This is a genomic window from Corynebacterium sp. HMSC069E04 (genome assembly GCF_001813175.1).
GTDB classification, from domain to species: Bacteria; Actinomycetota; Actinomycetes; order Mycobacteriales; family Mycobacteriaceae; genus Corynebacterium; species Corynebacterium aurimucosum.
In genome coordinates this window covers 60,301-79,905 of sequence record NZ_KV811679.1, presented here as the reverse complement: position 1 = coordinate 79,905, position 19,605 = coordinate 60,301, and the positions used below count along the sequence as shown (strand labels likewise).

At 62.0% G+C, this 19,605-nt stretch carries 15 protein-coding genes; 3 read left to right on the top strand and 12 right to left on the bottom strand.

What is annotated here, in order from left to right:
- Nucleotides 1-11: 11 nt before the first annotated feature.
- From HMPREF2896_RS12830 to HMPREF2896_RS07345, 8 genes are all read right to left on the bottom strand, one after another.
- A complete protein-coding gene (locus tag HMPREF2896_RS12830) occupies nt 12-158 on the bottom strand; it encodes a hypothetical protein (RefSeq protein ID WP_168163680.1) in 147 nt (48 codons plus the stop codon).
- 382 nt (nt 159-540) lie between these two features.
- A complete protein-coding gene (locus HMPREF2896_RS07375; protein WP_070644740.1) occupies nt 541-750 on the bottom strand; it encodes a hypothetical protein in 210 nt (69 codons plus the stop codon).
- A 181-nt stretch (nt 751-931) separates the two neighbouring features.
- Nucleotides 932-1,225: a molecular chaperone GrpE gene (locus HMPREF2896_RS07370; protein ID WP_070644741.1), complete on the bottom strand. Its 294-nt coding sequence runs from the start codon at nt 1,223-1,225 to the stop codon at nt 932-934.
- A 65-nt stretch (nt 1,226-1,290) separates the two neighbouring features.
- Entirely contained in the window at nt 1,291-1,800 is a 510-nt protein-coding gene (locus HMPREF2896_RS07365; RefSeq protein WP_070644742.1) for a MarR family winged helix-turn-helix transcriptional regulator, read from the bottom strand.
- Between the two features lie 24 nt (nt 1,801-1,824).
- Nucleotides 1,825-4,410, bottom strand: a complete 2,586-nt coding sequence (locus HMPREF2896_RS07360) for an AAA family ATPase (protein WP_070718809.1) — start codon at nt 4,408-4,410, stop codon at nt 1,825-1,827.
- Between the two features lie 3 nt (nt 4,411-4,413).
- A complete protein-coding gene (locus tag HMPREF2896_RS07355; RefSeq protein WP_070443719.1) occupies nt 4,414-5,538 on the bottom strand; it encodes a metallophosphoesterase in 1,125 nt (374 codons plus the stop codon).
- A gap of 62 nt (nt 5,539-5,600) precedes the next feature.
- Entirely contained in the window at nt 5,601-6,434 is an 834-nt protein-coding gene (locus HMPREF2896_RS07350; protein WP_070644745.1) for an SWIM zinc finger family protein, read from the bottom strand.
- Nucleotides 6,435-9,506 (bottom strand): DEAD/DEAH box helicase, encoded by a 3,072-nt coding sequence (locus HMPREF2896_RS07345; RefSeq protein ID WP_070644746.1) that lies wholly within the window; start codon nt 9,504-9,506, stop codon nt 6,435-6,437.
- A gap of 243 nt (nt 9,507-9,749) precedes the next feature.
- On the opposite strand from HMPREF2896_RS07345, the gene putP reads away from it, so the two are divergent.
- The 3 genes from putP (at nt 9,750) to HMPREF2896_RS07330 (ending at nt 12,670) form a co-directional block, all read left to right on the top strand.
- Nucleotides 9,750-11,312, top strand: a complete 1,563-nt coding sequence (gene putP / locus HMPREF2896_RS07340; protein WP_070443710.1) for a sodium/proline symporter PutP — start codon at nt 9,750-9,752, stop codon at nt 11,310-11,312.
- A 324-nt stretch (nt 11,313-11,636) separates the two neighbouring features.
- The gene (locus tag HMPREF2896_RS07335) at nt 11,637-12,179 is read left to right on the top strand and encodes an HNH endonuclease family protein (RefSeq protein WP_070443707.1); all 543 of its coding nucleotides are present in this window, start codon (nt 11,637-11,639) and stop codon (nt 12,177-12,179) included.
- A 47-nt stretch (nt 12,180-12,226) separates the two neighbouring features.
- A complete protein-coding gene (locus tag HMPREF2896_RS07330) occupies nt 12,227-12,670 on the top strand; it encodes a DUF2269 domain-containing protein (protein ID WP_070718805.1) in 444 nt (147 codons plus the stop codon).
- A gap of 102 nt (nt 12,671-12,772) precedes the next feature.
- Here HMPREF2896_RS07330 and HMPREF2896_RS07325 read toward each other — a convergent pair whose 3' ends face one another.
- From HMPREF2896_RS07325 to HMPREF2896_RS07310, 4 genes are all read right to left on the bottom strand, one after another.
- Nucleotides 12,773-14,767 carry a DEAD/DEAH box helicase gene (locus HMPREF2896_RS07325; protein WP_070718801.1) on the bottom strand — a complete coding sequence of 665 codons (1,995 nt, stop codon included), beginning with the start codon at nt 14,765-14,767 and terminating at the stop codon, nt 12,773-12,775.
- A gap of 76 nt (nt 14,768-14,843) precedes the next feature.
- Nucleotides 14,844-16,394 (bottom strand): ATP-binding protein, encoded by a 1,551-nt coding sequence (locus HMPREF2896_RS07320; protein ID WP_070718797.1) that lies wholly within the window; start codon nt 16,392-16,394, stop codon nt 14,844-14,846.
- 58 nt (nt 16,395-16,452) lie between these two features.
- Nucleotides 16,453-17,631, bottom strand: coding sequence for an imidazolonepropionase (hutI, locus tag HMPREF2896_RS07315; RefSeq protein ID WP_070718794.1), 1,179 nt, complete (start codon nt 17,629-17,631; stop codon nt 16,453-16,455).
- 21 nt (nt 17,632-17,652) lie between these two features.
- A complete protein-coding gene (locus tag HMPREF2896_RS07310) occupies nt 17,653-19,329 on the bottom strand; it encodes a urocanate hydratase (protein WP_070718791.1) in 1,677 nt (558 codons plus the stop codon).
- Nucleotides 19,330-19,605: the final 276 nt, after the last annotated feature.

Here is a 19,605-nt window from a genome sequence, read left to right as displayed (position 1 = left end):
ATCAACGCACTCTAAAACCGGAAGGGCCCGAAAAGGACTGCTGCCCATGTGGAATCGATCATTGTGGGCACCACAGCTGCCACGACGGCAAGGCCAACGATGATTCCCAGCCACTGGAGCGGGCCGTTGAGATAGCGAACGTAGATGTGAGAGTCCATGGCGTTCACACTATCGGATGAATACACCCTTCGCGCTCACCGAAGTCGCGGACGGCGACTGATTGAGACCGACGGTGAGCGCGAAGGGCGAAGAATTGCTCACTCGGAGACTCACTGTCAGGCTTAGCACTGCCCTAGTTGCCAAAGTTCTGGCCAGATCTTGCGGCGAGCGCGATGGTTTTGGCAGCTAGGGCAGTTGCGCCGCCTGGGCATGGTTCTGCGCATGCATGAAACCCTCCCCAAACCACGGTGGCTTTCGGCTCAGGGGAACAAGGTTGAGGGGTGCGGCAGGTTGGAAGAACGAAGCCCCAGCAGACATTGCTGCTGGGGCTTGACGTCAAGCTACTCTCCCCGCCGGGCGGTGGAAAGAGAGTGAACCAGTTTACTGGGTGATGTACTGATTGACGATTGGCTGGGTGATGTCCAGGGTGCCGTGCTCGACGTAGTACATGCCGAACATCAAAGCACCAAGCATCACCACGGAAAGAAGCATGGAGGGAATCCACTGAACGAAGACGGATACCCAGCCGTCAGCCTTGTCACGTGCAGCTGCTTCGCGCTGCTCCTGAGCCATATCGCGCTCGACGATCATGTTTAATCCTTTCACTTAGCTCCCCTAGCCAGACTGCATTCTCATGGAATGCCTTCTCTTCACTGCACGGGGGATGCTCGCCCTTTAACACAGAGTATCTTAGCAGTTTATGCAGAGCCGCCCGTAGTTAAACGCAGATCTTTCAGAACGCATCCGCCTTTAGTTTGACGCCGACTGTGGCCTAGACCCCAGGATCCTCATTGTTATTGAGCGCTTCGACGAAGTCTTCACGGTCCTGGAGCATGCTCTCAATATCTTCTTCCGCGCCAATAATCCACAGCTGCGAGGCATCATCGAAGGTTAGTGCGCCCTCCGGATGCTGCTCAAGGGCTGCCTCAAGCGCGGTGGCTTGTTCCTCGGTGAGCTCTTCCAGATCCTCAACCGAACCCACCTGCACGCTGAGTTCCTTCAAGGGAGTGATGCCGTACGTAACGTATTGGCGCTGCGGATGCTCAAACAGTTCTTGTCCCATCATGGTGTGGGAAGGTCACCTCCTGGTGAATTAACGGACGGGCCCTACTCTACCCGCGCCAGGCACGGCTAGTCTGCGTGGAGGCCCAGGCGTTCGTCCGGAACGAAGCCGTCATAGCCCGGAAGATTATTCTCCGACAGGACGCCCTTGCAAAAGCGCAGAAGCGCCGGAACATCGGCAGGATCGAGGTGATCAAACACCATGCGACGCACCGACTCGACGTGCTCAGGAACTGCCGCCTCCAGGCGTTCCCGGCCGGCCTTAGTCATGACGACCTCAACGCCGCGTGCATCGCCTGCGCACTTTTCCTTGCGCACCAAACCGCGCTTTTCCATGCGTGTGATCTGGTGGGAGGCGCGGGAGCGGTCCCACTCCAATTCTGAGCACAACTCGCGCAAACGCAGCATGTGATCGGGTGCCTCCGAAAGCGAGACGAGGACCGCAAACTCCGCCGCGGAGATATCGCTGCAGGCTAAGAGGGTTTCCTCCATGCCGCGATTAATCTTGCGAATGCTGGCGAGAATGTGCCGCCAGAGGTCCTGTTCGCTTTCCGTGAGCCATCGAGTGTCCGCAGTCATGGCTCACACCCTACACTCCATGACTTAAGCGCTTGTAAGTCTCTCCATATCTAGGTCCATGCGCCCCGGTACCCACGAGTAGCGCTGCGGCATACAGGTCAGCACGATGACCTGAGTGTTTTTCCCGGCCTTGCTGAACAACGCCGCCATAAGCTGAAGGCGCTGCGAGTCGGTAGACCCTAACGCGTCGTCGATGACGACGGGAACCGGTTCGCCGGACACTAGCTGAGCGATGGCAAAGCGTGTCAGGATGCTCAGCTGTTCTTTAGCACCGCCGGAGAGCGCGTCGAAGGACACGGTCTCACCGTTACGGCTGCGAGCTTGGACCTTGAGCTCTTCGGAGAGCTCGAAGTCCACGTCACCGCCAAAGACGGTGCGAGCCAAACCATTAAGAGCCGTGACAAAGGGCGCAGCATAGCGCTGGCGGGCGGCGTCGCGGTGGCGCAGCATGAGCGTACGCAGGTAGCGCGCGGCATTCGCACGGCGCTCGACAGCGGCATGGCGCTCACGAGCCACTTCGAGCTCCGCGGCAGCTTTCTCTGCATCCTCAGCTGCACCAGAGTGCATAGTGATAAGCCCGTTAAACTCGCGCATATCGCCAACCGCCGCATTGACCGCTGCGTTCAGCGAATCAACGTGCGTGTGTGCTCCCCTAGCTAGCTGCTCTGCGGTGTCGACATCCACGGTGGACATCTCCTCCAAAGCCGCCTTCTCCTTCGCCAGCTCAGTCCGTGCTGTCTCAATCGCGGCGGTCACCTCGGCATCACTGAGCTGGGCGCGGGCGGCCTCTACGGCTGCGGCCTGAGCATCACGCTGCATCGTGGCCTCCTCCGCACGGACCATCGCCACCTCCAGTGCGGCGCCCGCCTTGTTCTCGCGGTAGGGTGCCAGGGCGCGGTCGAGCTCATCCAGCTTCCTGCGCAGCTCCTCTTCTTCCTGCTCCACGACGTCGAGCTCCCGCGGCTGTGCGGTGGAATCGGTAGAGCCGCCGGGCCCCTCGGTGTCCTCAACATCGGCCGCGCCCGCCTCGAAGCGAGCACGCAACTCACCCAGGTCCTCCCCACCCAGCGCCGCAGTGAGTTCGCGGGCCGCGGTATCGGCAGCGGATGCTAGCTCTACGTGTTTTTCGTTGGTGGCACGGGCAGCCTCCACGTCCTCGCACCCGGCGTCTTCCAGCATGCGTGTGAGCTCCGCGCGGGCTTTCTCCACGCCTTCCTCACCGCTATCGCCCGCACCGGCTGCATAGCGGGCGGTAATGTCGCCGATCTTCAGCGTAGTGCCCTCGCGCAGTTCGACTGCCAGTTCTTGACCGCTCTCCAGCGCACGTTCTTCGCCATCGACGCTAAAGGAGCCCTCGCCAGAAAAGTAAAGCTTGGCCGCCGCAGCCGCGCGCAGGCGCTCCTGGACGGTGACCTCGCGTGCAGCGTCCTCCAAGGCCTGAAGGTTCGGAACGTCGGGAGTCGCGGCCAGTTCACGGCGGCGGGACGCCAAAGTCTCTTCCAGTTTGTTCAGTGCTTCGAGGCGGGTACCCAGGGCCTCGCGTTCAGCGCGTTGCTGGGCTCGGCGGGCGCGCTGGCGCTCCTCGCGCACGGCCTCATAGCGCTTATGAACCTCGGTGCGCTCTTCCTCTAGCGTCGTACGGGCGGCGGCTTCTTCCTCGGCCCGCTCGCGGGCTTGAATAACCGCTGCGGCGGCACGCTCAGCAGCCTCGGCAGCTGCGGCATGCTCAGCAACCACAGCTTTACGGCGCTCCGCTTCCTTCTCCGCGCGCGTCACAGCCTCCGCCGCCCGAGTCACTGCAGCCTCCTGCGCGGTGACTTTCTCTTGGGCGGCCCGAGCGGCAAGCAGCTCACCGTCACGGCGCTCGCATTCTTCCGCGGCTGCCGGCAGAGCGGCTTCAGCCTCGGCTTTCTTCAGCTCGGCGGCTTCATAGCGCTCCACCACGCCGTCGAGTTCGCGCAGCGCGGCCTCGGAGGCAGCGTGCTTCTCCTCAGCATCCGCCAGCGCAGCAATGGCAGCCTTATAGTCTCCTGCCGGCTTGTCTGTCTTCGCGGTGAAGTACTCCTTGTATTCCGCTTCGATGCGCGTGAGCAGTTCAGAATCTTCCGCCGTGGCACTCGCCCCGGTTTCTTCTTCGAGTGCGGCAGTCAGGGAAGGAATGCCCACCGCGGCGATGCCTTGGTGGGGGTCGTCCTGGCGGACGAAGAGGGCGTCGAGAAGCGCGCGGTCCACGTGCTCACTAAGGATGCGCTCCAACTCCCCATCCGCCTCGGCACCGGTCCACTGGCCCGGGCGCGGGGAGAAAACATGCAGCTCCGAGGTGCGCTTTTTCACCCATCGCTTGCGAATGCGGAAGCGGTAAGGCCCCACGGTTGCCTCCAGTGTGACCTCAGGTCCCACATCACGGCCGGCAGGCTGCAGCGCCCTCACCGGTTTGGAATTTGCCGTGTGCTTTTCCGTGAGCACGAAATCGATGGCCTCCACCAGCGTGGACTTTCCAGCTTCGTTCGGCCCACCGATGACCACCACCCCGGTCTCCGGGAGGTCTTTGACCTCCAGGTGCTCCACGCCCCGGACGTTGTTCAGTTCAACAGAATGCAGCAGCATCATGGTTTAGGCTCCCTTCGCGCTGAGGCGGAACAGCAGGTTGGCGGCGTCGCGGGCAGTGGGATTATCTAGGTCCTCGAGCAGCTCCGCTAGCGCATCGGCGGCGTACCCGCTCAAACTCAGCTCGCCGAGTTCTTCTTCTGAGGGCGCCAGATGCAGGTCCATGGTCCTCTTGCGCGGCTTGAGGGAGGCAAAGACCTCCTCCATCTCCGCCAGGCCCTGCTCCAGACGGGCCTGCGCGCTCAAGCCCACGGTGCCACGCAGGCTGTACTTCACCGCAGTACGAATCTTCTCCGGAACGGCATCGAGCTCCGCAAGAAAAGCCTCGACCTCCTCCAGTGAGTTAACGTCCGCATCAATCGCCCGGAAGTCCCAGCGGCCAACGTGGTGCTTGGCCACGTCCACCCGCTCCCCCTCAACGGTCACCACCAAGGCGTTGCCCGAATCGCGCTCCCTATCGTCGAAGGCCGTGGTCTCCGGGCTGCCGGAGAACCATACCTTGCCGGTAGAACCGAGAGATTCGGTGGAGTGTGTATCCCCCAGCGCCAGGTAATCGATAACACCCTTATCCAGGCACTCTTCCACGAAGGCGAGGTCGATCGTATCAGCATCCGAGTCCTCGCCCTCGCCCGCGCGGGATTCCACCTGGCCGTGGCCCACCGCGATGCGAACCGCGCCCTCCTCGGCAGGCTCTAAAGGCTCCAGCGCACGGCGCACGAGGTCATAATTAGCCCGCTTAGACAGGTAAGGGGCACCAACGATCTCCAAGCCTGGGCGAACCTCAATCGGCTCCGAATCAGCGATCACGTGCACGTTATCCGCAAAGGAGTTGAAGAAGATGGAATCCGCCACGAGCGGATCATGGTTGCCGGGCAGCAGGTAAACAGGAACCGGCAGGCGCTTGAACATATCCTTCGCGCGCAACAGCGTGGTTTTGCTCAAGGAGTTGTGCTCGAAGACGTCACCGGCCACAACGATGAACTCGGCACCCGTCTCGGTGGCCAACTCCCCCAGCCGCAAGACCGCTGCTTCGCGGTCATCATCAAAACGCGACTGCGCCGCGGGACTTAAAAACCAGCGGGTCATGCCCAGCTGGAAATCGGAGGTGTGGATGAACGTGACCGCGGCCATGCAAACTCCCTACAACGTTATCCAGGGCTGGTGCTCAAGCCGCTGCCCTGGGGTGGCAATGTCTAGTGCGTCAGATGATAGTAAAGGTCCTCGACATCGGAGACCGCCCGAAGCAAATCTATGTTCGTATGGCTGACAGAACGCATGGCCTTGCGCAGCAGTTCCGGGTCGGAATCATCCACGGCTGGAGCAGTTTTGGGCTCCGGCAAGGGCGGCAATTCTCGCCCCTCCCAGAACAAGGCATTGCGTTCCTCGGCAGAGATTTCAGAGGCCGCAGAAGCGGAAAAAGAGTCCTCCGAAGCCGCCTTGGCCTGTTCCATGACCGCTTGTTCCAGCCGCGCGAAGTCGAGGCCACGCAGGGCAAAAATCACGGAAGGATCGGCATCCATCCGGGCCGCGAGGCGGTCCGCCACCGCCACGACGTGCTTGCACACATATTCCGGGTCGGGGCAGGTGCAGGAGAAACGGAGATCGTCGGGGTATTCGGCGATGAGAATGTCGAGGGAGGCGTCGGCAAGCATGCCTTCCTTGGCCTTCGCCACGGAGTTGGGGGTACGTGCGAACATCTCCGACAGCCGCCCGATGTCCTCGTTATTGCGGTAGGGCACCTGGATGAGCACCGCGAAAGGCTCGTTCTGGGAGCCCGCAACCTTTCCGTGCACCGCGCCATTGCGCACATCGAGGCCCACGACATGGCCCTCGGTGGCGTACTGGCGCCCGCGGCGAATGCGACCGGAATCCGTTTGCTGGTTGACAAAGTTGAGCAGGCGCGTGGCCGCCGGCTGCATGGTGCGCACGCGGTCGACGCGGTTGACCTCCTCCGGCGTGCTCACGCGCTTGCGGGTGCCGAAGTTGGCGTAGATGACGTTGTTGTCCTCAGGACTCTTCGGTGCCATTTACTTCTCCTGTTCCCTATAGCTCATGAGATCCGCCAGCTGCTCGGGGCTCAGCTCCGTGAGCCAGCCCTCGCCTTCGCCCACAACGGCACCGGCCAGCTGCGTCTTGCCGTCGAGGATGTCCTGGATGGATTCCTCCAAGGTACCGGCGGTGATCATCTTGTACACCTGCACGTTGCGCTGCTGGCCAATGCGGAAGGCGCGGTCCGTGGCCTGGTTCTCCACCGCCGGATTCCACCAGCGATCCATGTGCACGACAATCGACGCCGCCGTGAGGTTCAAGCCGGTACCACCCGCCTTGAGCGAGAGCAGCATGACGGGCGCACCATCATCGGCCTGGAATTCCTCCACCATCTGGTCGCGCCGGTTCTTGCTCACCCCGCCGTGGAGGAAGGGAATCTCGCAGCCCAGCTGCTCAGACAGGTAGGGCTGGAGAACGTCACCGAAGGCCTTGTACTGGGTAAAGATCAGTACGCGCTCCGAGGATTCGATGGCCTGGTCGATGATCCGCATGAGTTCTTCCACCTTGCCGGAGCGATGCTTGCCTTTGATGGTGACGGCGCTGCCATCGGCCAGGAAGTGCGCCGGGTGGTTACAAATCTGCTTAATACGGGTCAGCGAAGCCAAGATGAGGCCGCGGCGCGAGATGCCCTCCTTCTTCTTTCCCAGAGCCTGCTCCACGTCATTGACCAGAGCCTTATAGAGGGCAGCCTGCTCATCAGTCATGCGCACGGTGATGATCTGCTCAGACTTCTCCGGCAGGTCATCGATGATATTCGGGTCCGTCTTGAGGCGGCGCAGGATGAACGGGCCGGTGAGCAGGCGCAGGCGCTCCGCCATGACATCGCTTCCTTCGCGCTCGATGGCCTTGGCAAAGTGGTTGCGGAAGAAGGAAGCTGAGCCCAGGATCCCGGGGTTGCAATAGTCCAGGATGGAGCGCATTTCCGACAGCCGGTTCTCAATCGGCGTACCGGTCAGCGCCACGCGGTGCCGCGAGGGGATGGCGCGCACGGCCTTGGAGGAGCGCGTGGAGGCGTTCTTGATCGCTTGGGCTTCATCGAGGACCACGCGGTCCCACTCCACCTTGCTCAAGGTCAGGAAGTCTCGGCTGACCGTGCCATAGGAGGTGATGACGATATCGGCGTTCTGCGCCGCTGTGACCAGCTCCTCGCCCTTCAGGCGCCCGGTGCCATGTTGCACCATGACCTTAAAGTCCGGCACGAAGCGCTTGGCTTCCCTAGCCCAGTTGCCCACCACGGAGGTCGGGGCAACCACCAGGGTGGGCTTCCACGCCTCTGCTTCCCTCTCTGTCTCATGGGCGGCCTTTTCTACCGCCAGCAGGGACAACAGCTGCAGCGTCTTGCCCAAACCCATGTCATCTGCCAGCACCGCGCCGATATTGTTGCGGGACATCCAATACAGCCAGTCGACGCCCCGGCGCTGGTACTCGCGCAGCTCGGCATGGACCGTATCGGGGATCTCCACGCGGTCGGGCGCGGTACTATCCATCCCACCGAGCAAAGAGGTGTGCCACTCAGATCCGGTGAACGCTACTGGGTCCTCCGCCATGGATTTCAACGCCATCTCGCGTAGGTCCGCAAGCGTGACCGCTTCCTCTTGCTCGCCCTCGTTGAATTCCTTGCGGCGGCGCTCCACCTCCGCAACGAGCTCTTCCCAGCCAGGCTGTTCCAGCTGGCGGGCCATCTCCGCGGTCGCGGCGAGCTGCTCCAGTTCCTTTAGGGCGCGCTTACGGGCGGTATCGGCCAGTTCGCGCATGTACTGCGAGATCTTGTTGAGGGCCTGTGTATCCGCCATGACCCACTCGCCGCGCAGACGAATCAGGCCGGACTTGGAGGAGATGAGCTCGTGCATTTCGGCGTCGGTAAGCTGCGTATCCCCCACCGAAAGCTTCCAGTCATAGCTGAACAGCTTCTCCATGCCGATGTGCGCCTTGGTGGCGGCATCAGCAGGATCGCGCACCTCTGTGGTTTCCAGCTTGGCTTTGGTCTCCATGTGGGACCACGACTTGGGCAGCAGCACGGTAAAGCCGGCTTTGCGCAGGGCGGCGGCGTCGTGGGTGACAAAATCCACGAGCTGTTCCGTGGTCAGGTACACATCCCAGTCCCCCGCATTCCGGCTCGCCGGCGCGGAATTGTACTTTAGCCGCGGAGCCACATCGAAGGCGTGACGACGGGCTTCACGCAGCTTCTCGACGCTCCCCCGATCCAACTGGTCTTGGCGCACCGGCATTGGCGAATCGGTACCGGAGCGAACTAGCAGGCGGATGGGCCATGCTGCGTCCTCGACGGCGACATTATCATTTGGTGGCTCCTCCACGAGGAACACCAGCTGCAGATCGACGGAGGTAATGGAGTCCTTCCACTCGTTGAGCCCGCGCAACAGCTGCGCCCGCCCTTTCTTCACGGGCGCGGTTTTCAGCAGCGCTTGGGCGAAGTCGTGCCAGGGGGCAGCGCGTGGGGCGTCGATCTGCGGGCGCAGCTGGGTATAGGCAATCCAGTGCGTGAGCTCATCGGCCAAATCATCAGACAGGGCCCGGTTATTAATGGACAGGATGCCGGGTGCGGACGCCAGCATTTCCGCCAACCAGCTGCGCTCGCCCAAACCGGAGGCCAGCTGCCACATCGGATACCACTCGCCGGCTTGGTAGGACAGGCGGATGGTCACGCGGCCGGCGCGGACAAAACGGTAAAGCCCGCGGTAGGCGCGGATGAGCCACAGGAGATCCGGCGCGATGGTCGCACGCTGCTCCACGGAGACCGCTTGGCTATCGGTGTCGAGGTATTCCAGCTTGGCCAGTGTTTCCACCGCTTCATCTGGGGCGAACATGGCCATGGGCACCATGAGGGAGACATCCTTGCCCTTCGGCGTACGCAGGGAGACTCGCGCGCGGTTGCGGAAGGTCTTCTTGCTCAGGATGCTATCGACCACATCCGGGAAAGTTCCCTCTGGGACTGCTGAGGGCATGATGATCTTGTGCCCTTCGACCTGTTCGATCCATAGACTCAGGCCGGAGACGGGCAGCCAGAGGCCATGCAGCAGGTAAGAAGCCATAGGGGCCAGTTTAGCAGCACGCCTTCTGGGGGTCAGGGTTGCAGAAAGTTCCCAAATCCAGCCCAAATAAGCAATCGTTACAGTCTCGTTACATAACGACGTAACACCAGTAAGACCGTACATTAAGCTGTGACCAAGGTAACCAAATACTGGTCAACCAGCCAATTTTCAGTTGGGTAGGAGCTTGTGCCTCGTTAGCGTGGTGAGGTCCTATTTTTTAATCTCAATCTCAAGGAGAGATCAGTGCAAGACTCCACTTGGTATGTCGTTGCGATGATCATCTACCTGCTTGCCATGGCCGCTATCGGCTTCTGGAGCTACAAGCAGACGGATGAGTATGACGACTACGTTCTCGCCGGCCGCGGCCTTCACCCGTTCGTAGCCGCCCTGTCCGCCGGCGCTTCCGATATGTCGGGTTGGCTGCTCATGGGCCTGCCGGGCGCTTTGTTCCTGACCGGTATGTCCGAGCTGTGGATGGCCATCGGCCTCCTCATCGGCGCTTGGGCCAACTGGAAGTGGGTCGCGCCGCGCCTGCGCTCCTACTCCGAAATTGCCGGCAACTCTATTACCGTCCCCTCCTTCTTTGAGAACCGCCTGCACGATAAGTCGCGCGTGCTGCGCATCATCGCGGCGGCGATCATTATCTTCTTCTTCACCTTCTACGTCTCTTCCGGCATGGTGGCTGGCGGCCGTTACTTCGAGTCCAGCTTCGGCGGTGACTACATGGTCGGCATGCTCGTCGTGGCTGCCGTGACGGTCTTCTACACTTTCGTCGGTGGCTTCCTTGCGGTGTCCTACACCGATACCGTCCAGGGCCTGCTCATGTTCGCCTCCCTCATCATCGTGCCGATCATGGTGCTCTTCTCCTTGGACAACCCGGGCGAGATCTTCAGCTTCGCTGCTGAGAACCCCTACGCCACCAATGGCGTTATTGAGAACCCCGATTACTTCTCCCTGTTCTCTGGCGTATCCGCCGCCGTCATCATCGGTAACTTGGCTTGGGGCTTGGGTTACTTTGGCCAGCCGCACATCATCGTGCGTTTCATGGCGCTGCGTAAGCCTTCCGATGCCCGCGCGGGCCGCTTCTACGGTGTCAGCTGGATGGGGATTTCCCTGATTGGCGCTATCTTCGTGGCGCTGTCGGGTACCGTGTTCTTCACCCAGACCGGCCACTCCATTACTGACCAGGAAAACTACGAGACCATCTTCCTGGACATGGCTCAGGTCATGTTCCACCCGCTGTTTGCTGGTCTGGTTCTGACCGCCGTTCTCGCAGCCATCATGTCCACGATGTCCTCCCAGATGCTGGTTGTCTCCACCTCCCTCATCGAGGACCTCTACCTCATCTTCGCTAAGAAGAAGCCGCGCCAGGAGGTTCTGATCAACCTCTCCCGTACCGCCGTCGTGGCCATCGCCATCATCGCTGCCGTGCTGGCCATCAACCCGTCGGATTCGATCCTGGGCCTAGTTGGCTTCGCCTGGGCTGGCTTCGGCTCCGCCTTCGGCCCAATCGTCCTGCTGGCGCTGTACTGGAAGCGCCTCAACTCCACCGGCGCTATCGCCGGCATGCTCACCGGTGCGATCGTGGCCATCGGCTGGGGCATGAGCCCGCTGGGCGATACCCTCTACGAGCTGGTTCCGGGCTTCATCTCCGCTCTACTCGTGGCTGTCGGCGTTTCCCTGGCTACCAAGGCCCCGGATGCGAAGGTCACCCAGGAGTTCGAGGAGGCTACCCGCTTGGCCAAGCTCGTTGAGAAGAACGATGACTTGGACTTCGAGGAGGCCGCAGAGAAGGTTCAGAAGTAACCCTCCTCTCTCCCCGATCCTTCTGCGCAAACCCCGCTTCAGCAGTCCAGTTACTGCTGTGGCGGGGTTTCGCTTGTGATTGACTCGGATGGCTCTACAAGGTCGCTACTCAAAAGCCTCTATTCAAAAGGCATTTCTCAAAAGGTGCCTTTGCCTCGAAAACGCCGTGTGCGAGCCTCTAAAAGGTGCCTTTGCCCCCAAAGAAACCTTCTGACTAATGCCTTTTGGGAAAGCCGTATGGCTGCCCCACCTAACCCGTTTCTACAGTCACGTGCTTCCTGCTTATTCGGGAACCGCTCATACACCCCAGCAGTCTAAAAGTGCATGAACCTGCGCGCGGCCTATATCGGTTTCCTCTCTATAGCCACCGTGGCCTACGGCGGCTACCACCTCCTCCCCGGCCCCGACCTGGGTGTGACTACCGTGCCTGCGCGCGTGGAGGCCCCTGGCTATGACCGCGATGACTTCGGCGGCTGGGCTCCCGGAACCCGCGATAATGTCAAAGCCGCGCAGACCACCAACGGCACACTCTATGACCCCTATTCCCGCGCTCCGGCGCCGGCGCGCGTGGAAGTCGACCACGTCTTTCCGCTCTCAGCGGCCTGGGACCTTGGCGCATCAACGTGGCCGCGTGATAAGAAAATGGCCTTCGCCAATGATCCGCTCAACCTCGTCGCTACCGCCCGCAATTTGAACCAAGCCAAGTCCGATTCCTTGCCGGCGGACTGGCTCCCACCGGCTGATCGTTGCGACTATTCGCAGCGGCTTGCCGCTGTGGCCCGCAAGTATCAACTCCCGCTTCCCTCCCGCGACTATGCGGTCATGCGCCACCAGTGCCGATTCGATTTCATCTCACAGCACCGTTAGACTTTCGCTGGGAAAAGCCCCGTACAGAAAGGTAAAGCGCACTCCCCATGACTAGCTTGCTCATTTTCCTCCACGCCTTCGCCGCTATCTTGTTGGTCGGTACCGTATGTATCTCCACCTCCGCCTTCCCAGCACAGCTGGCAAAGGCTGGCGCTGGTGATGCTTCGGCTGCTGGTGCCGCCGGCATCCTCAACAAGATCACCTCGACCTATGGCTACATATCCGCCATTATTCCGGTTATTGGCCTGGCCGTTTTCCTTACCGACCTGGATGCCTACAAATCCCAGGTCCAGTTCCACATTGCCCTTCTGCTCTCCGTCATCGCTTGGGTCATTCTGCTCGTCGTGGTTATCCCGAAGCAGAACAAGGCCATGGCTGCGATTGCTAGCCCGGGCAGCGCCGATGTGGCCAAGCTGAAGAAGCAGCTGGCTATGTTCTCCGGCATCTTCAACCTGCTGTGGGTTGTCTGCGCCATCCTGATGTACGTCTAAACTTTCCGGTTTAGCCCTCAATAGCAAAACCTCCCAAGCCCTCAATGAGAGTTTGGGAGGTTTTCTCGTGCAGCATTAAGGCCGCTGCGATGCCTGGCAGGACTAGTCGCGCCAGCCGCCGCGGCGCCCACCACGATCACGACCGCGTCCACCGCGGTCACGGTCGCGGTATCCGCCGCGCTCACTACGGCCACCACGGCCACGTCCACCGTAGCCGCCGCGGCCGCGATCATTGTCGAAGTTCCGGCGCGGTGGGCGGCCGGTGTCCTTCTGAATCTTGATGAGCTGTCCGGAAATACGGGTGTCCTTCAGACGCTCCAGCACTGCCGGGTCCAGGTTCTTCGGCAGGTCCACCAAGGTGTGGCCCACCGCGATGGTGATGCGGCCGAAGTCCTTGGAGGACAGGCCACCTTCATTGGCCAGCGCGCCCACGATGGCTCCGGGGCGCACGTTCTGGCGCTTGCCGACGTCCAACCGGTACGTCTCAAAGTCCCCGTCCGGTCGGCGCGGGCCGCGGTCACGGTCGCGGCCAGCGCGCTCACGGCCACGGCCACGCCCGTCGCGTTCGAAGCGGTCGCGCTCGCGACGGTCCTTCTTGGATACCGGACGCTCCTTGAGCAGGAAGTCCGTCCCGCCCTGTAACTGCACGGCCAGAGCAGCAGCGATATCATCCATCGCCACGTTCTCAGCCGCGGAGTACTCGCGCACCATGTCACGGAAGAACTCGAACTGCTTGTCCTCCTGCGAAGCGCCGATGGAAGCGAAGAACTTCTCCTTGCGCTTAGCGTTGACCTCATCCGCGGTCGGAAGGTCCATCTCCTCCAAGCGGGCATTGGTCACGCGCTCGATGGAGCGCAGCATGCGGCGCTCACGCGGGGTGACAAACAGGATGGCCTCACCAGTGCGGCCAGCACGGCCGGTACGGCCGATGCGGTGCACGTAGGACTCGGTGTCATTCGGGATGTCGTAGTTGACCACGTGGGTAATGCGGTCCACGTCAAGACCGCGAGCAGCCACGTCGGTAGCCACCAGGATGTCCAGGCGGCCATCCTTGAGCTGATCGACGGTGCGTTCACGCTGCTGCTGGGCAATATCACCATTGATGGCAGCAGCGTTGTAGCCGGCCTCCTTGAGACTATCGGCCACGTCCTCAGTCGCGTGCTTGGTGCGGCAGAAGACGATGATGGCGTCATAGTCAATGACCTCGAGGATGCGGGTGAAGGCATCCATCTTGTGGCGGTGCGGGGTCAGCAGGAAGCGCTGCGTGATGTTGTCATTCGTACGGCGCTCCGACTTCACAGTGACCTCAGCGGGATTGTTGAGGTACTGCTTGGACAGGCGGCGAATCGAATTCGGCATGGTGGCCGAAAACAGTGCGACCTGCTTGTCTTCCGGGGTGTCCTCAAGAATGCGCTCGACGTCTTCCTGGAAGCCCATGTTGAGCATCTCGTCCGCCTCGTCGAGGACGAGGAAGCGCAGCTGTGAGATGTCCAGGGAGCCCTTCTCCAGGTGGTCAATAACGCGGCCTGGGGTGCCGACGATGATCTGGGCGCCACGGCGCAGCCCGGAGAGCTGAATGCCATAAGCCTGGCCACCGTAGATAGGCAGAACCTCGATGCGACCCAAGTGGTCAGCGAAGGACTGGAAGGAGTCCGCTACCTGGAGGGCCAGTTCACGAGTGGGTGCCAGGACCAAAGCCTGCGGGTAGCGGGCCTCGGTATCGATCTGGGAGAGAACCGGCAGCGCGAAGGCTGCGGTCTTACCCGTACCCGTCTGGGCGAGGCCGACGACGTCGCGGCCTTCCATGAGGATCGGGATGGTTTCTTCCTGAATTGGGGATGGCTTGGTAAAGCCCACCTTGGACACGGCTTCCTGAACGTCATCGGGAAGGCCGAGGTGTGCAAAACCCTGGGAGTTGTCGTTGGCTGATTCTTCTTCAGCGCCGGTGTCCTCAGGGTTATTCGCAGCCCCGGTGTCCTGATTCGACACCTGCGAAGCGTCCAATGCTTCGCCACCTTGCGAGTTTTCCTGAGATTCCGACTTATTGAATTCTTCCGGCTCGTTGACGCCGCCGGTGGCGTTATCGGTAATGCTCATTGCTCACACCAGAGTACGGTACCAACATCCAATTAGCTATTTCGCCGAAGATTTACCCGAGCTTTTCCACTAGGGGCTACTCCTTCGCAGCGTAACGCGTGGCTCGGTCACCGTGTTTGCCGCGCATGATGACGTGCCCAGACTCGATAAGCTTGCCCAGCGCGTAACGCACCTGGCCGCGGGTGAGCTGCGTACTGTTTACGATGTCCACGAGCGAGAGCTCGCCCTTCCGGCGCAACGCAGCAAGCACAAGTGCGGGGTTTCCGCCGAGCTTGGCGACGAGCCCGTCTTCCACCACACTGCCCTCACTGCCTATGCTCGCAGGCTCCGGAGCAGACAGAGAGGAAGCGTTAGCGCCGTGCGGTGCCGCGTCATGTTCGTCATCGCCTCGCCCCGCCCTCCAGAGGATCACGGTGAAGCGCACACCAGTGTCGATGAGGGCGGGCGGACGCAATCCAGCTTTCCGAAGCGATTCAAAAACCACCCGCATTCCTCCGCCCTGGCTCTCAATGACACGCTCGCCGTCCTCAAGCCGCAGCTTCGTGCTCAATGTGTATAGGCGCGGGTTCACAGCGACGGGTGACAGCATCTTTCCCCTAAGCTCTTCCACGGAGATGCCCCGCAATCCACCGGGGCTGGTCACAATCAGTGCTTGGCGGGTCAGCCGGACAGTGACAAATTTGCCGGCGCCTAAGCTTTCTGGGCCAAGGTCGCGGTGGACCACGGCATTAGCAATGACTTCACGAACAGCCTCCAGCGGTAGTTCTGGAACCTCGCGCAGGTGGCCATCTGTGCCATAGACCAAGTCAGTGCCGATATTCCTGTGCACCCACGCCACGGCTCCATCCACCAGATCCGGCACAGGGCCGTAGAATTCCTCCAGATTCCGGGTACGCGGTCCTTCTTCCCCCGCTGGGTATTGCACGGCCGCAGAAATATGCAGGTCGGGAAAGAATCCCTGCGGAAAGCGCCCCAGAGCGTATAAACCTGCCACACTCAGCTGCCCTTGTGAATCAACCACGCGGAATAGCTCCAGCAGCTCGGCATCGCTCGCGCCCCGCAAACGAGGGGTGGCGCTGCGCAGCTCCGCCACCGCCTCCTTAAGCACCGAAGCATCACAGACTTCTAGGTTTGACCCGGGAACCGGTGCTGAGTCATAGGCAATGGCCTCGCGAGCGTGCAGCTTATCCACCGCGACCATGCGAAGATCATTGGCGCTCATGACGTAGTCACCATCCGCCATTCGCAGGTAAGGCCGACCCCGATAGAGTGCCGGCCGCTGGTGCGGCAGCACGCCTTCGACGTGTCCAAGCACGACAGCTCGCCCTTCGACGTACAGGGTCTGAGTCTCAATGAAGGGCGCGGGTTCCACTAGAGTGCGTGCCTGATCCGCCAGCACGCTTTCGATGGCGCCGGGATCGTCCACGCCGTGCACCGCAAAGTCGGGTTCCGCCACTCCAATAATGACGGTGCCACCGCGCGGCATGTTGGCGAAGGCACACAGAGTAGCCCCGAGGGACTGCGGCATTCCCCCGCGTCCCGACTTCACTTCCACGGTCGTAGTATCCGACTGCAAAAGGCGACAGTGCTCGAGGTAATCCTCGAGCTCATCAACCGTCCACATCATGCCTGCAGAATACCGCAGACTACAAAGTTTTACACTCTAGAGTGCAAGACTTTACGTTCTAGACTTCACGGCCACCCACGAAGGTCTTCCAGGTCATCGGCATGCCCGGGCGATAAGCCAGGTGGATAGCGCTCGGGGCATCGAGGACATGCAGGTCGGCGGCAGCACCGACCACCAGCGAGCCCTTAGCCGGGCGGCCTTGCGCGTCCTTACCTGAGCCAACATCCTGGCGGCGCAGCGCGGTGGCACCGCCCAGCGTGCCGGCGGCGATGGCCTCATCGAGCGTGAGGTGCTGCTGGAGCACAGCCGTGGTCACGCAGAAGTTCATCGAGGAGGTATACGAGGTACCCGGGTTGAGGTTGGAGGCGATGGCGACGGTCGCGCCGGCATCAATAAGCTTCCGGCCCGGCGCCAGCGGCTCGCGGGTGGGCAGATCGCAGGCTGGCAGCAGCGTAGCCACCGTATCGGAGGAAGCCAGTGCCTCGACATCGGCATCGCTGAGGTAGTTGACGTGGTCCACCGAGGCAGCGCCCAACTCCACGGCAAGCGTCACGCCTGGGCCCTCGCCGAGCTGGTTGCCGTGCACTCGCACGCCTAAGCCCCGGGCCTTGCCCGCCTCGAGCACGCGGCGCGACTGCCCCTCGTCGAAGGCGCCGCGCTCGCAGAAGACATCGATCCACTGCACGTGCTCGGCCACACCGTCCAGCATCGGGCCGACAACCTCGTCGAGGTAGGTTTCGACCTCTGCTCCCGGCGGCACGAGGTGTGCGCCGAGGAAGGTCACGTCATCGACGTGGCGGGCCGCCACCTTCGCGGCCTCCACCTCGGATTCAGTATTAAGACCGTAGCCGGTCTTCGTCTCCAGGGTCGTCGTACCACCTCGGCGGGCGGCGCCGATGCGCTCCACCAACAGCTTTTCCAGGCGCTCCTCCCCCGCCGAGCGGGTAGCGTCCATGGTCACCGCGATGCCACCGGCCTGGTAGGACTCGCCCGCCATGCGGGCTTCGAACTCGGCGGAGCGGTCGCCGTCGAAGATCATGTGCGTATGAGAATCCACCCATCCCGGCAGGACCGCGCGCCCGCCCAGGTCGACTTTCTCATCCGCGGCCGGCGCCTCGGACTCCGGTCCGATCCAGGCGATGGTGCCGTCGGTGTTGGCGATGAGGGAGGCGTCGGCAAGCGTGCCTGCCTCCGACACCGTGCGCAGCTCTGAGATTCCAGTAAACAGGGTGGACATGATCTTCTTTTCCTCTCTTATCTAGTCGCGGGCCTTGAATTCCATCGGGATACGCACGCCGCGTTCGTCGGCAACTTCCTTGGCGCGAGTGTAGCCGGAATCCACGTGGCGGATAACGCCCATGCCCGGGTCGTTGGTCAGCACCGCGCGCAGCTTGGCGGCGGCCAGCTCGGTGCCGTCGGCCACGGTGACCTGACCGGCGTGGATGGAGCGGCCCATGCCCACGCCGCCGCCATGGTGGATGGATACCCAGGTGGCACCGGAGGAGACAGCGGTCATGGCGTTGAGCAGCGGCCAGTCGGCCACGGCATCGGTGCCGTCGAGCATGGCCTCGGTCTCGCGGTACGGGGAGGCCACAGAGCCGGAGTCGAGGTGATCACGGCCGATAACGATCGGAGCCTTGATCTTGCCTTCCTTGACCAGGTCATTGAAGAGCAGGCCAGCCTTGTGGCGCTCGTTGTAGCCCAGCCAGCAAATACGTGCCGGCAGGCCCTCGAACTCCACGTACTCCTCGGCGGCATCAAGCCAGTTGTGCAGGTGCTCGTTGTCCGGGAAGAGCTCCTTGAGCGCTTGGTCGGTGACCTTGATGTCCTCAGGGTCGCCGGAAAGCGCTGCCCAGCGGAAGGGGCCAAGACCCTCGCAGAAGAGCGGGCGGATGTAGGCCGGGACAAAACCTGGGAACTCGAAGGCACGCTGGTAGCCGGCCTTGCGGGCCTCGTCGCGGATGGAGTTGCCGTAGTCGAAGACCTCAGCACCCTCGTCCTGGAATTCCACCATGGCCTGGACCTGGGCGGCCATGGCCTCACGCGCCTTCTTGGTGAAGGTAGTCGGGTCCGCCTTGGCCTCGTTGTGCCAGTCCTCCACGGTGATTTCGGTGGGCAGGTAGCTCAGCGGGTCATGCGCGGAGGTCTGGTCCGTGACGATGTCCACGGTGAATTCACCCGCGCGCTGGCGGCGCAGCACCTCCGGGAAAACCTCGGCGGCGTTGCCCACGAGACCCACGGACAGCGGCTTCTTGTTTTCCTTGGCGTCGAGCACCAGCTTGAGGGCCTCATCCAGGTCGGTGACGACCTCATCGAGGTAGCGCTTGTGCTGGCGGCGCTTCAGGCGGGTCTCGTCCACATCGACGATGAGGCAGGCACCGCCGTTCAAGGTTACGGAGAGCGGCTGCGCGCCGCCCATGCCGCCGCAGCCACCGGTCAGCGTCAAAGTGCCGGCGAGCGTGCCGTTGAAACGCTTCTTGGCCACGGCCGCGAAGGTCTCAAAAGTGCCCTGCAGGATGCCCTGGGTAGCGATGTAAATCCAGGAACCGGCCGTCATCTGGCCGTACATCATCAGGCCCTCGTCCTCGAGCTTGCGGAAGTGCTCCCAATTGGCCCAGTCGCCCACCAGGTTGGAATTCGCGATGAGCACGCGCGGCGCCCACTCACTGGTCTTCCAGATGCCGACCGGCTTGCCGGACTGCACCAGCAGCGTCTCATCGGACTCGAGGTCCTTGAGGGACTCCACGATGGCATCAAAAGCCTCCCAGCTGCGGGCAGCACGCCCGGTGCCGCCGTAGACCACGAGGTCCTCGGGGCGCTCAGCAACCTCAGGGTCAAGGTTGTTCATGAGCATGCGCAGCGGGGCTTCGGTCTGCCAAGACTTGGCGGTGATTTCGGTTCCGCGCGGGGCGCGTACTTCGCGGGGTTCAGACATGACTTCCTTTCGCTCGTGCTTTTCGACGCCCTCCCAAACCCCCAAGGCCGGTTCCCCGGGGCTGTCCCTAGTGGGGCTTGGTCAGCGTCACACAGCACAAGTTACTGTGACCCACAACCATGAGCCAGGACACTTTTGGCCTAGCTGTCTCAGATACGAGACTGCCGCGTGACCGGTGGTCTGCCCCCGTCTTGCCTACACCCGCCATGTCCGTCTGACACCCAGTAACCCAGCAACGCCCAAAGCCAAAAGTGCAGACCTGGAAGTGCAGACCTG

Excerpts from the sequence above, each read along its gene's own strand:
- HMPREF2896_RS07310 (WP_070718791.1), bottom strand. The coding sequence starts at position 19,329 with ATGTCTGAACCCCGCGAAGTACGCGCCCCGCGCGGAACCGAAATCACC.
- HMPREF2896_RS07320 (WP_070718797.1), bottom strand. The coding sequence starts at position 16,394 with ATGATGTGGACGGTTGATGAGCTCGAGGATTACCTCGAGCACTGTCGC.
- HMPREF2896_RS07360 (WP_070718809.1), bottom strand. The coding sequence starts at position 4,410 with ATGATGCTGCTGCATTCTGTTGAACTGAACAACGTCCGGGGCGTGGAG.
- HMPREF2896_RS12830 (WP_168163680.1), bottom strand. The coding sequence starts at position 158 with ATGGACTCTCACATCTACGTTCGCTATCTCAACGGCCCGCTCCAGTGG.
- HMPREF2896_RS07325 (WP_070718801.1), bottom strand. The coding sequence starts at position 14,767 with ATGAGCATTACCGATAACGCCACCGGCGGCGTCAACGAGCCGGAAGAA.
- hutI (WP_070718794.1), bottom strand. The coding sequence starts at position 17,631 with ATGTCCACCCTGTTTACTGGAATCTCAGAGCTGCGCACGGTGTCGGAG.
- HMPREF2896_RS07335 (WP_070443707.1), top strand. The coding sequence starts at position 11,637 with ATGAACCTGCGCGCGGCCTATATCGGTTTCCTCTCTATAGCCACCGTG.
- HMPREF2896_RS07330 (WP_070718805.1), top strand. The coding sequence starts at position 12,227 with ATGACTAGCTTGCTCATTTTCCTCCACGCCTTCGCCGCTATCTTGTTG.
- HMPREF2896_RS07375 (WP_070644740.1), bottom strand. The coding sequence starts at position 750 with ATGATCGTCGAGCGCGATATGGCTCAGGAGCAGCGCGAAGCAGCTGCA.
- HMPREF2896_RS07355 (WP_070443719.1), bottom strand. The coding sequence starts at position 5,538 with ATGGCCGCGGTCACGTTCATCCACACCTCCGATTTCCAGCTGGGCATG.
- HMPREF2896_RS07370 (WP_070644741.1), bottom strand. The coding sequence starts at position 1,225 with ATGATGGGACAAGAACTGTTTGAGCATCCGCAGCGCCAATACGTTACG.
- HMPREF2896_RS07365 (WP_070644742.1), bottom strand. The coding sequence starts at position 1,800 with ATGACTGCGGACACTCGATGGCTCACGGAAAGCGAACAGGACCTCTGG.
- HMPREF2896_RS07345 (WP_070644746.1), bottom strand. The coding sequence starts at position 9,506 with ATGGCTTCTTACCTGCTGCATGGCCTCTGGCTGCCCGTCTCCGGCCTG.
- HMPREF2896_RS07350 (WP_070644745.1), bottom strand. The coding sequence starts at position 6,434 with ATGGCACCGAAGAGTCCTGAGGACAACAACGTCATCTACGCCAACTTC.